The 11,779-nt window shown below is 71.9% G+C and carries 8 protein-coding genes; 4 read left to right on the top strand and 4 right to left on the bottom strand.

Translation table 11 applies throughout. The annotated features are described in order from the left end of the window. Together WMF24_RS37340 and WMF24_RS37335 are read right to left on the bottom strand one after the other, a co-directional pair. Nucleotides 1-576, bottom strand: a complete 576-nt coding sequence (locus tag WMF24_RS37340) for a GNAT family N-acetyltransferase (RefSeq protein ID WP_437732223.1) — start codon at nucleotides 574-576, stop codon at nucleotides 1-3. Nucleotides 577-580: 4 nt separating this feature from the next. Continuing rightward, nucleotides 581-3,307, bottom strand: a complete 2,727-nt coding sequence (locus WMF24_RS37335; protein WP_437732222.1) for a serine/threonine protein kinase — start codon at nucleotides 3,305-3,307, stop codon at nucleotides 581-583. 663 nt (nucleotides 3,308-3,970) lie between these two features. Between WMF24_RS37335 and WMF24_RS37330 the strand changes: the two genes are divergently transcribed. The 3 genes from WMF24_RS37330 to WMF24_RS37320 all read left to right on the top strand — a co-directional run bounded on the left by WMF24_RS37330 (nucleotide 3,971) and on the right by WMF24_RS37320 (nucleotide 7,200). After that, complete coding sequence (locus WMF24_RS37330; RefSeq protein WP_012239819.1) at nucleotides 3,971-4,309, top strand: P-II family nitrogen regulator; 339 nt, start codon at nucleotides 3,971-3,973, stop codon at nucleotides 4,307-4,309. 166 nt (nucleotides 4,310-4,475) lie between these two features. Beyond that, complete coding sequence (gene glnA / locus WMF24_RS37325) at nucleotides 4,476-5,888, top strand: type I glutamate--ammonia ligase (protein ID WP_437732221.1); 1,413 nt, start codon at nucleotides 4,476-4,478, stop codon at nucleotides 5,886-5,888. A gap of 223 nt (nucleotides 5,889-6,111) precedes the next feature. Next, nucleotides 6,112-7,200, top strand: coding sequence for a serine/threonine-protein kinase (locus WMF24_RS37320; protein ID WP_437732220.1), 1,089 nt, complete (start codon nucleotides 6,112-6,114; stop codon nucleotides 7,198-7,200). Nucleotides 7,201-7,260: 60 nt separating this feature from the next. Here the strand turns inward: WMF24_RS37320 and WMF24_RS37315 are convergent, their stop codons facing one another. Both WMF24_RS37315 and WMF24_RS37310 read right to left on the bottom strand, forming a co-directional pair. Continuing rightward, nucleotides 7,261-9,153, bottom strand: a complete 1,893-nt coding sequence (locus WMF24_RS37315; RefSeq protein WP_437732219.1) for a permease — start codon at nucleotides 9,151-9,153, stop codon at nucleotides 7,261-7,263. A gap of 421 nt (nucleotides 9,154-9,574) precedes the next feature. Beyond that, nucleotides 9,575-10,027 (bottom strand): Fur family transcriptional regulator, encoded by a 453-nt coding sequence (locus WMF24_RS37310; RefSeq protein WP_437732218.1) that lies wholly within the window; start codon nucleotides 10,025-10,027, stop codon nucleotides 9,575-9,577. 863 nt (nucleotides 10,028-10,890) lie between these two features. Here WMF24_RS37310 and WMF24_RS37305 point away from each other — a divergent pair. Further along, nucleotides 10,891-11,775, top strand: coding sequence for a zinc metalloprotease (locus WMF24_RS37305; protein WP_437732217.1), 885 nt, complete (start codon nucleotides 10,891-10,893; stop codon nucleotides 11,773-11,775). Nucleotides 11,776-11,779 lie beyond the last annotated feature (4 nt).

Below are 11,779 nucleotides of genomic sequence, written 5' to 3'. Positions count from 1 at the left end.
TCACCTGGGATCGGTCGCCAGGAGCGCGAAGACGGAGTGATCGAGCCAGCGGCCGTCGCACCACTCGGCCTGCCGGGCGATGCCCTCGAAGCGGAAGCCGAGCCGGCCGATGACCGCCAGCGACGCGTGGTTGTCCGTCGCGGCCGCAACGCGTACCCGGTGTGCGCCCATGTGGTTGAACGCGAACCCGAGAGCGGCCTTCGCCGCCTCGGTCATGAGCCCGCGTCCGGTCGCCTCCTTGCGCAGCCAGTACCCGAGCTCGCAGGAGCGGTGCAGGTGGACGCACGCCTCGAGCCCGACGACGCCGGCGAGCGAGCGGTGCGCGCGCTCGCGGATGACGAAGCGCAGCGCCCTGCCGTGATCCCAGTCGGCGGCGCACGCCTCGGCGAATCGGACGCTCGCTGCCGGGTCCGTGTGGAACTGCACCCACGGCAGCCACCGCTGGAGGGTCGCGCGCGAGCCGCTGACCGCGAGCCAGAGCTCGGGGCCATCGGACGGATCGATTGGCACGAGGATCAGCCGCTCGGTCTCGATCGGACGGGCGCGGACCTCGCTGCGAGGTGGGAGGATGAGCATGGGGTCACCGGCACTGGATGCGAGCGGCGTAGGGCTCGAGATGACCCGCCTCGTAGTCAAGCCACGCGACATACCATTCTCCGGCCCTCGCGCCGGGGCTGATCGAGGGCGTGGGCTGGTCGCCGCTGACGCGGGCGAACTTCGTTGGCGCGCCGACGCCGTCGCGGTTGATCGACGCGGTGTGGATGCGGCCCTGCTCGAACCAGACGAGCTGGGCCTGGCCGTTCGGCGCGACGGCGACCGACGGGCGGCCACCCTTCTTCGAGAACCGCTTGCGCCAGAGCGGCTGGCCCTTCGCGGGGTCGATGTAGGCCGCCGACGCGCCCCCGATCGGCGGCTCGCCGTGCCACACGACGAAGCAGTTGCCCCCGCCGCACGCGAGCGACGGGCTGTCGCTGCGGGCGCGGTCGCTGTTCACGAGCGACAGCTCGCCGAGCGCGCGGTCGGCGCGCTTGCCTGGGCTGGCCGGCGGGAGCCCCTTGTCGGCGCTCGCGAGCGGCAGGCGCATGTACTGGATGATGCGCGTCGGCTCGCGATCGAAGCGGAAGGCGAGGTGCATCACGTCGTCCAGCACCGCGACGGACGGGAAGCGGGCGCGCGGCTTCGAAGGGCCCGTCGGGGTGACGTCCGTCAACCGGATGAGCTCGCCGAGCGGATCGAGGTTCGGCGAGAGGCGGCGCAGGAAGAGGTCCTCGGAGGTGGCGCTGTCGCCGTCATCCGACCACGCGATCACGAACCCCTCGGCGGTGCGCGCGAGCGACGGCCACGAGTTGCCGCCGCGAGGGAAGCGGGCGACCATCATCGCGGGGCCGTCGATGCGGCCGTCGCCGTCGAGCCAGCGGACCTGCACGCCCGCCTCCGGGCCCTTGCCGTCCCAGTACGTGAGCACCAGCCGCTCGCCGGCGGAGGTGAGCTCGGGCCGACCGATGGCGCGGCCCTCGGGCGTCACGTCGAGCGCCGGCGACGACGGGCGCATCGCGCTGTCGAGCGCCGCCGTGTAGGCGTGCTCGGTGCCCTCGTGCGAGTCGGTCCAGGTGACCACCGCGCCGCGCGGCCCGAGCGCGATCGAGGGCCGGCTGGCCCCGATGGCGCGGCCGCCCTCGCGCACGAGATCGTGCGTGCGCGGCCTGGCGAGGCCGGTGAGCTGGCAGGGCGCCTTGCCGTTCGCGTCCTTCAGGGCGACCTGCACGTGCTCGATCAGCGTCCGCGGCACGGGGTGGTTGCCCTTGTCCTGGGCGTCCTTGAGCAGCCTGAGCGCGGCCTTGAGATCGCCGGCGGCGATCGCCTCCTGCGCCTGCGCGACGAGCGGCGGCCAGGGCAGGCCGGGCGGCTCGACCGGAGCGTCGGCGCGCGCCGGCACGTTGGCTGCCGCGGAGGACGACGGCGCGCTGGCCGACGCCGTCGGCGCGGCGCTCGACGAGACGGGCGGCAGGGCCGTCGGCTTGAGGAACTGGCGGTAGCCGGCGTACGCGCCGCCCGCGGCGAGCGCGAGCACGCCGAAGAGGACGAGCGCGCGGCCCGCGCCGCCGCGCCTCGGGGGCGCGGGCCGCGCGAGCGGATCGGAGAGCGACGCCTCGCCCGAGCCCCCGGAGAACGTGATCTGCTGCCCCGCGCCCTGGCTCACGCGCCCGGCGATCGCTGCGCCCGGCGGCCCGGAGAGATCCAGCCCGCCGAGCGGATCTCCCCCGCGATCCGCCGGGCCCGAGGGCACGGTCCGCCGCGCCTCGTTGGGGGTCACACGGACCACCCCGGGGGGATCGAACGTCACGTCGGCCGGAGGATCGGCGCTCATCGGCAGGAGCCCCGCCTGCGACGGCTCCGCGCCGCGCGGCGGGCTCGGCTGCGCGACGCCGAGCGCGATCGAGAGCTCGTCGGCGAACTCCTTCGCGGTCTGGAAGCGCCGGTCGATCGAGCGATCGAGCGCCTTCTCGAACCACGTGGTGAAGCTCGGCGGCAGGTCCGGGCGGAGCGCCGCGGGCTGCGGCAGCGGCGCGTTCGCGATCTGCGCGAACGTCATCGCGACGCCCTGCTCGGTCTGCCACACGGTGCGGCCGGTGAGGCACTCGTACGTGATGCAGCCGAGCGCCCACAGATCCGCGCGGTGGTCGACCGCCCCCTGGCCGCGCACCTGCTCCGGGCTCATGTACGCCGGCGTCCCGAAGACCGCGCCCTCGCGCGTGAGGCGCGCCTGCGCGTCGCCCCCGTCGACCGGCGCGTAGAACTTCGCGAGGCCGAAATCGAGGATCTTCGCGCAGAGCCGGCCCTCCTCGTCCTTCGTGAGGAAGATGTTCTCCGGCTTGAGATCGCGGTGGACGATCGAGGCCGCGTGCGCCTTGGTGAGCCCTCGGCAGACCTGCGACATCACCGCGACGGTGGTCTCGGGGTCGAGGTACCTGACGACGGTCATGCGCTCGTACAGCGACTCGCCTTCCAGGAGCTCGAGCACCAGGAAGGGCCGCCCGTCGTCGAGCTTGCCCGAGTCGTAGACGTCGCAGATGAAGGGGCTGCGGATCGACGCCGCGGCCCGGGCCTCGCGGAGGAAGCGCTCGACGACGACCGCCGAGGTCGTCAGCTCCTGGGCGAGCACCTTGATCGCCACCCGCTTGCCGATGTCGATGTGCTCGGCCTCGTACACGGCAGCCATGCCGCCGCGCCCGATCTCGCGTGTGATGCGGTATTTTCCGGCGAGGACCGTGCCTACCGGGATCTTCGCTTTGTTCGGCAAAGCCATCAGGCAGGGCTGTCCCGCGACTGGATTCGCCAGCGCAGACTATTCGAGCCGCGTCACAAGGACAAGGCGAGCGCGCCGTGGTCGTCAGGAGAGGCGGCGCGACCCCCTCGATGGCCGGGAGACCGGGCTCTTCTGTACCCGGAGGGACCGGCGGAGCCGGCCGATCCGCTCCCGGGGGCCTGGTGAACGCAAGCCCCACCCCCCGGCGGGGTGGGGAACGCGGACCCCACCCCGCGGTCCATGCATCGGCCACGCGTCGCCACCCGTCACCACCGACCGGTGCGACGACGCGGGAAAAGTAAGCTGGCTCCGCTTTTCGAATCGCGGATCCACTTTTCTCACGGACGCGAGGTGCGCGAAACATTCCGGAAACATGAGCTTGGGTACACCAGCGTTGACCTCCGGACGCTGCGCCAGCGGCCGGGGCGAGGGGTCGCCGATCCGGCTTTGCTGGATGGGTCCCTGAGTCTTGACAGCGTCGGGGCGACGCCCGGTGGACCGGGCGGCCCCCGTCACGGATCGGAGCCGGGTGGAGCCCGGCACATCGACGGGAGGCCGCCGCCGAGGCGTCCCCCCTTTACCGGCTCTGCTCCGGCGGGGCTTTTCGGGTGAGCGTGCGGGTTTTTTACCCCGGCGAGCGCCCGGTCACCACAGGCGTGCGCAATGAAAAAGGTCGAGGCGATCATCAAGCCGTTCAAGCTCGACGAGGTCAAGGACGCCCTCGCCGAGGTCGGGATTCAAGGCATGACGGTGACCGAGGTAAAGGGCTTCGGTCGGACCGGCGGCAAGAAGGAGGTCTATCGGGGGTCGGCGTATGTCGTCGACTTCGTCCCGAAGGTCAAGGTCGACATCGTAGTGCCGGACAGCATGGTCAGCGACGTGATCGACGCCATCGAGAAGAGCGCCAAGACGGGGCGGATCGGCGACGGCAAGATCTTCGTCGTCCCCGTCGAGGAGGCGGTGCGGATCCGCACGGGTGAGCGCGGCGAGGACGCGATCTAGGCGAGCCGCGGGCAGAGCGTCACAGGGCATTCACGGCGGGTCACAGGGGCGGGCACAGGATCGAGAGCCGAGCACACAGCGCGAGCAGGCTGGAGCGAGCACGAGCCCCCGGACCGCCGGATCACATACAGCGAGAGCAGCGAGTCAACGAGGTAGAAAGAAGATCATGAAGCCGAAAGATGTCGTCGCGTTTGCGAAGGAAAACGACGTAAAGTTTGTCGATCTCAAGTTCATCGATCTGCCCGGCATCTGGCAGCACACGACGATCCCGGTGTCCCGCCTCAACGAGGACATCTTCGAGGAGGGGATCGGCTTCGACGGCTCGTCCGTGCGCGGGTGGCAGCCGATCAACGCGAGCGACATGCTGATGACGCCCGACGCGTCGACGGCGAAGCTCGACCCGTTCCACGCCCAGAAGACGCTCAGCATGATCTGCAAGATCAGCGACCCGGTGACCGGCCAGCCCTACGGCCGCGACCCGCGCTACATCGCGCAGAAGGCCGAGAACCACCTCCGCGCGAGCGGCATCGCGGACACGACCTACTTCGGGCCCGAGGCCGAGTTCTTCATCTTCGACTCGGTCCGTTACGAGAGCTCTCCGCGGGGCGCCTTCTACGAGATCGACAGCGAGGAGGCGGTCTGGAACTCCGGCAAGGCCGGCCCGAACCTCGGGCACAAGATCCGGTCGAAGGAGGGCTACTTCCCCGTCGCGCCGACCGACACGCTCGGCGACCTGCGCGCGGACATGATGACGACGCTCATCGAGAGCGGCATCGCGGTCGAGGTCGGTCACCACGAGGTGGCGTCGGCCGGGCAGTGTGAGATCGGCATCAAGTTCTCGACGCTGACCTCGATGGCCGACAACCTGATGTGGTTCAAGTACGTCATCAAGAACGTCGGCCGCAAGCACGGCAAGTCGGTGACGTTCATGCCGAAGCCGCTCTTCGGCGACAACGGCAGCGGCATGCACTGCCACCAGTCGCTCTGGAAGGAGGGCAAGCCGCTCTTCGCCGGCGACGGCTATGCGGGCCTGTCGGACACGGGCCTCTGGTACATCGGCGGCATCCTGAAGCACGCGAAGTCGATCGCCGCGCTCACCAACCCGACGACGAACAGCTACCGCCGGCTCGTCCCGGGCTACGAGGCGCCCGTCAACCTCGCGTACTCGAGCCGCAACCGCTCGGCCTCGATCCGCATCCCGCTGGCGCCAGGCAACAGCCCGAAGAGCCGCCGCATCGAGGTCCGCTTCCCGGACGCGAGCTGCAACCCGTACCTCGCCTTCGCCGCCATGATGATGGCCGGCCTCGACGGCGTGCAGAACCGCATCGACCCGGGTGATCCGCTCGACAAGGACATCTACGCGCTCTCGCCCGAGGAGCTGAAGGAAGTGCCGCACATGCCGGGCTCGCTCGACGAGGCGCTCTCGTCCCTCGAGCGCGACCACGAGTTCCTGCTCCGCGGCGACGTCTTCACCCGCGACATCATCAAGACCTGGATCGACTACAAGCGCGAGCGCGAGGTCGACGCGATCCGGCTCCGCCCGGTCCCGCACGAGTTCTTCCTCTACTACGACGTCTGATCGACCCCACCCGAGCGGCGCAGGGTCCAGCGCACGAGAAAATTGCGCTGTGACCCTCGCGCCCCGTTGCCATCACCCCTCGCTGCCGGGCGCGTGAGGCGCGCGGGCTCGCCGCGCGATACCGCTCGCCGGTGCGCCGGGTTATCCTCCGCCCGCCTCGGGCGTGGGGCGGGGGCAAGGCACCCTCGTCCCACGGTTCCCCGGAGACACCTCGGCGGCAGCAGTGAACCCCGGCGATCTCATCCAGTCTCGCTACCGGCTCGTGAAGCTCCTGGGCCGAGGCGCCAGCGGGGCCGTGTGGGCCGCGAAGAACGAGCTCATCGACCGCGACGTGGCGCTCAAGGTGATGCGCCCCGAGGTGGCCGAGGACGCCGTCGCGCTCCAGCGCTTCTTCAACGAGGCGAAGGCGAGCGGGCGCGTGCGCAGCCCCAGCATCGTCGAGATCCTGGATCTAGGGCAGGCCGAGGACGGCTCGCCGTTCCTCGTGTTCGAGCTGCTCGTCGGCGAGGGGCTCGACGAGTGGCTGCGGCGCGAGCGCACCATCGAGCCGGAGACGCTCGTCGAGATCTTCATCGGCCTCGCGCGGGCGCTCGACATGGCCCATCAGCAGGGGATCATCCACCGCGACCTGAAGCCCGCGAACATCTACGTGCACCGCAACCACCTGGGCGAGCTCGTGGGGAAGATCCTGGACTTCGGGATCAGCAAGGTGCTCGAGAAGGAGCACAACTTCGCGCTGACCCACACGGGGTGCGTCGTCGGCTCGCCGGCCTACATGTCGCCGGAGCAGGCTGCGGGGCGCGAGGATCTCGACGGCCGGGCCGACCTGTGGTCGCTGGGCGTCGTCATGTACGAGGCGCTGACAGGGACGCTGCCGCACCAGGCGCCGAACTACAACGCGCTCATGGTCCGCATCCTGAGCAAGGACTGCGACCCGATCGCCTCGCGCAGGCCGGGGCTGCCGCCGCGCCTCTGCCACATCGTCGACGCCTGCCTCGAGCGCGAGCGCGACGCCCGGATCGCCTCGGCGGGCATCCTCGCGAAGGAGCTCGAGGCCGTGCTGCGCGAGCTGCGCGCCGCGCGCTTCCGGGGGCAGAGGGGGCGCCGCGCCTCGGACGTCGATGTCACCCTCGGCGACAAGCTCCGCCTCGCGCCGGAGAGCTTCGGGCTGCGCGGCGGCTCGGTCGGGGCGCTCGGTCGGCTCGTGCAGCACGGCAGGCGGCTGCCGCCGGCCACGCTCGTCGCGGCGGGGCTCGGGGTGGTGTTCTGGGCGATGGTGCTCGTGCTGCTCGGCAGGTACTGGGGCCGCTGAGCGGGCGGCAGCGGCGAGGCGCGCGGCCGCTGCCGGGACGGCGCTCGGGGACCTCCGGCGTCAGGCGCGCGGCGCGCCGACGCACGCGCCGGGCGCGCGCTGGACACGATCGCCCGGCGCGCCGACGCACGCGCCGGGCGCGCGCTGGACGCGATCGCCCGGCGCGTCGCCTGCGTGCGCGTCGCCTGCGTGCGCGTCGCCTGCGTGCGCGTCGCCTGCGTGCGCGTCGCCTGCGTGCGCGTGCGGTGATGCCTCCGCGGACGCGTCGCCATGGCCTGCCATCTGACCGAACCACGCGCGAGGCCCGAGCCTCGTGAAGCTCGCGAACAGGAGCGCGCCGAGCGCCGCCGCGCAGACCCACTCGATGACCCCATGCTCGCGCGCCGCGAGCGCGTGGAGCTCGGGGACCGAGGCGCCGGGGACGAGGGCGTTCGCGGCGAGGCCCACAACGACGGCGAGGGCGACGCTGGAGAGCGCGAACGCGGCGGCTGCGCGCGCGCCGAGCGCTCGCTTCAGCGCGGCGAGCACCGCGACGTTCGTGGCGGGGCCCGAGAGGAGGAACGCGAGCGCCGCGCCGACCGAGAACCCCTTGTGGATCATCACCGCGGCGAGCGCGGTCGCGCCCTGCGCGCACACGTGGACGGCCACCGCGGCGAGCGCGCTCACCACGACGTCGGCCGGCGCGCCGATCGCGCGCGCCGCGGCCGGCTCGATCGTCGCCTCGAGCACGGCGGCGAGCACGAGGCCCACGAGGTACCAGGCGGCCACCCGATCGAGCGACGGCCCGACGGCCTCGGCGACGGCGGCGCGGAGCCGCGCCCCCGTCGGCGCGGCGGCGGGCGGCTCGCTGGCTCGCGGCGTCGCACCCGTGTCAGGTCCGACGGCGGGCTCCGGCGCGCTCGCCGCCCCGGCGGAGGATGACGACCCGGCGGCCGCCCTGGCGACGAGGAGCGCGACGAGCGCGGCGAGGAGCGCGCTGCCCGCGACGCGCGCCGCGGTGAGCGGCAGGCCGAGCAGCCGCAGCGACAGCAGCGCGCTGCCCACGTCGAGCGCCGACACGAAGGCGGCGAAGGCGGCGATCGCGGCGAGCGACAGCGCGGCGCCGCCGCGCGGCCACCGCGCCAGGCGACCGGGGAGGTACGCGCGCGCGAGCCCCGCCGCGGCGAGACCGGCGAGCACGGCGGGCGCGGTCTCGACGAACAGCGGGCCGAGCGACTCGGCGATCGACAGCTCGGGCGGGTGGGCGTGCGTGAAGACGCTCTCCTCCGGGCTCGGGAGCGCGAGCGCGACGCAGAGACCGGAGGCGAAGGCGACGGCGCTCGCGGTCCGCGCCGCCCGGCCCCGGGGAGCGGGCTCGTGCGTGTGGACCACGATCCGCAGGAGAACGCCGAGTCCGAAGGCGATGAACACCTCGAGCGACCCGTGGGGGAGGCCCTCCAGCAGGCGCTGGCCGAGGAGGGCGCCGAGCAGCGTGAGCAGCCCGAGGAGCCCGAGGCGCGCGGCGAGCTGCCGCCACCCCCACGCGGGCAGGAAGCGCGCGGCGAGCGACAGCCCCTCCGGCAAGCGGTGAACGAGGACGGCGACCGCGAAGAGCGCCACGTCCGCGCCGCCGTCGGCCGCGGCCGCCGCCAGCGCGAGACCGGCGCCGTCGAGCAGGCCGTGGACGGCGATCGCCGAGAACGCGACCTCCCGTCCCAGCGCACCGCCGGCGCCGCGCCGCCGGTGCTCCGTGAGCGAGAGCGCCGCGTAACCGAGCGCCGCCCAGAGGAGCGCCTGCGCCCCGATCTCCTCGACCACGTGCGGCAGGTGGCGCGAGAGGACCAGGGCGGGGACGAGGCCGAGCGTCAGCCCGTCGAGCGCGGACATCGGCAGCGCCCGGCGCTGACCGAGCGCCACGAGGAGCGGCCCGGCGGCGAGGCCGGCGAGCGACAGAGCGACGACGAGCGCGAGCATGGGCGCGGGGGCTATGCCCGAGCGACCGGCCTCAATCAACACCAAATTGAACCTGCAATCAAGATGCAGAGACGGCCGCGCCTCTTGCCCGGCGGCACTTTTCCATGCAGCTCCGTGCAGCCCGACGGCTCCGGGCCGGTGGCTTCGGGGTTGGCCGGCGTCTCTGGGCAGGCCCGCGGCGCAAGGTCGCCGCCGTTCAGGCGGCGTCGTGGTTCAGGGAGCCCCGCGGTTCAGGGAGCCCCGCGGCTCAGGGCTGCCCCGCGGCTCAGGGCTGCCCCGCGCTCAAGGCTGCCCGCGGCTCAGGGCTGCCCCGCGCTCAAGGCTGCCCGCGGCTCAGGGCTGCCCCGCGTTCAGGGCTGCCCCGCGGCTCAGGGCTGCCCCGCGCTCAAGGCTGCCCCGCGGCTCAGGGCTGCCCCGCGGCTCAGGGCTGCACGCACCTGTCGCAGCGGCCCTTGATCTGGATCTGGAGGCCCTTGCGGCGCAGCGCGCGGGGCGCGCCGCGCGCCGCCTTGATCTCGATGCTCTCGTCCGGGAGGCAGAGCACATCACCGCACGTGTCGCACATGAAGTGCGGGTGCTCGTTCGTCGCGTGCTCGCCGGTGCCCTCGCGCAGCTCGAACCGCCAGAGGTGGTCGCCCATGTCGGTGCGGCGCACCAGCCCCGCGTTGGTCAGATCGATGAGGTTCCGGTAGATGGTGGCGCGATCCCACCCCTTCGGGGCGAGCTCTGCCGCGAGCTCCGCGTGGCTGACGGGCGTCCGCGAGCGGCCGAGGCTCTGCAGCACGGCGATCCGCGGCGAGGTGGCCCGCAGGCCGGTCGCCCGGATCTGCTCGCGGAGCTGCTCCGCGGACTGACCTGCTTTGGAACGCGCCATGCGAGACATCTACCGTCGCCCGGACAGTACTGCAATCAGGATGCACGGAGCTCGCCGGACGCCCAGCGCGCCCGGCGGACGACGCCAGGCGCGCCCGCGCGAGTGGGACCGCCCGACCGCCGCCGGGCTCGCGCGCCGCGTACGGCGGGCTGGCCCCGCCGCGCGCTCGGCCGGACAGCGCGATGTCGATCTCCCGCGCGCCTCGCCCTGGGCCCGCCTCCACAGCGCGGCCCGGGGTGATCCACGACAGAAGCCGTCCCGCGCGGCTCGAGCGACGGAGCGCCGAGCGCGCCGGCATACAACGGACAGCGAGAAGATGCCGGTACCGAGAAGGTGGCAGATGGCGAGTTGGATAACCGCCCGCGCGTCGATTCAAGCATGGCTTGAACTCCACACGCCAGGCGGATGGATCACGATCGAACTCATCAGGAACAATCTTAGAAATCTGCAGGAGCCCATCAGGGAGCCTCGGGGATGAGACGCTGAAACATGGAACAGGCGGAACGGTCGGCCCCCGCTCGCCGGCTGGCCTCGAATCGACGGCCGCTCGATCGAATCCCGGGCTCGCCGCGCGCTCCATTATGGAGCGATCGCTCCATGTTGGAGCAGCAACCTTCTCCGCCGCGCGCAGGTCGTTGCGCCGCGTCATCGCGCTCGCGCGCCCGGAGATCCAACCGGCGCTCGATCGAATGGCGCAAGACGACCAAGACGTGGAATCTCACCTTGTCGTCTTGAGCAGAATCGGCCTTTTGGAATTGAACCGATTGTCACGGTGGCTATATATTCCTGCTTCCTTTGCGGGGACTGAACCAAGGAGAATGTCCATGCGAGCTCGGACGTGTGCGGATGTACTTGCCTTAGTCGTGATCGCTGCCTTGAGCGCCGGGTGCACCGGCGACCCCTCGACCCCCGCGGAGGAAGCGCCGGCCGTGGCCGATGTCGATCCTGAGCAGGTGGAGGAGGCGGAGCCGGCTCCCCTGCGGCGGACCTGCGGGACCGTCACGCTGAGCGACACCGAGAAGGAGGAGGTCGAGCTGTTCGTCCGCAGCCGGGTGGCGGCCGGGTTCACCGCGGGCACGCCGGTCGTGATCCCGGTGCACGTCCACGTCATCAACAAGGGGACGCGCCTCGTGGACGGCAACGTCACTGACGAGATGATCGCCAAGCAGATCGATGTGCTCAACGCGGCCTACGCGAGCACCCGCTTCAGCTTCGAGCTGGTCTCGGTCAACCGGCGCACGAACGCGAACTGGTTCCTCATGGGGCAGAACTCCAGGGCCGAGCGGGACGCGAAGAATGCGCTCCGCCAGGGTGAGTCGAACCACCTCAATCTCTACACGGCCAGCCCGGGCGGCGGTCTACTCGGCTGGGCGACGTTCCCCAACGCCTACGCGCAGAGCCCGAAGATGGACGGCGTCGTCGTGCTCTACTCCTCGCTGCCCGGCGGCAGCGCGGCGCCGTACAACGAGGGAGATACGGCGACGCACGAGGTCGGTCACTGGCTCGGCCTCTACCACACGTTCCAGGGGGGCTGCTCCGACCCCGGGGACTACGTCGCCGACACGGCGAGGGAGAAGAGCGCCGCTTACGGCTGCCCGACCGGTCGGGACAGCTGCAGGGCGGCGACTGGGGTCGACCCGATCAAGAACTACATGGATTACACCGACGACTCCTGCATGGACGCGTTCACTGCGGGGCAGATCGATCGCATGTCGGCGCAGTGGGATTCGTATCGCCTGCCTCAGTGAGAGG

The organism is Sorangium sp. So ce1335, from assembly GCF_051521615.1.
In the GTDB taxonomy this organism is placed as follows: Bacteria; Myxococcota_A; Polyangia; order Polyangiales; family Polyangiaceae; genus Sorangium.
This window is presented reverse-complemented; position numbering and strand designations above follow the sequence as displayed.

Bases quoted from the DNA above. Each gene is read 5' to 3' on its own strand.
- WMF24_RS37330 (WP_012239819.1), top strand. From the start codon at position 3,971: ATGAAAAAGGTCGAGGCGATCATCAAGCCGTTCAAGCTCGACGAGGTC.
- WMF24_RS37335 (WP_437732222.1), bottom strand. From the start codon at position 3,307: ATGGCTTTGCCGAACAAAGCGAAGATCCCGGTAGGCACGGTCCTCGCC.
- WMF24_RS37315 (WP_437732219.1), bottom strand. From the start codon at position 9,153: ATGCTCGCGCTCGTCGTCGCTCTGTCGCTCGCCGGCCTCGCCGCCGGG.
- WMF24_RS37310 (WP_437732218.1), bottom strand. From the start codon at position 10,027: ATGGCGCGTTCCAAAGCAGGTCAGTCCGCGGAGCAGCTCCGCGAGCAG.
- WMF24_RS37340 (WP_437732223.1), bottom strand. From the start codon at position 576: ATGCTCATCCTCCCACCTCGCAGCGAGGTCCGCGCCCGTCCGATCGAG.
- glnA (WP_437732221.1), top strand. From the start codon at position 4,476: ATGAAGCCGAAAGATGTCGTCGCGTTTGCGAAGGAAAACGACGTAAAG.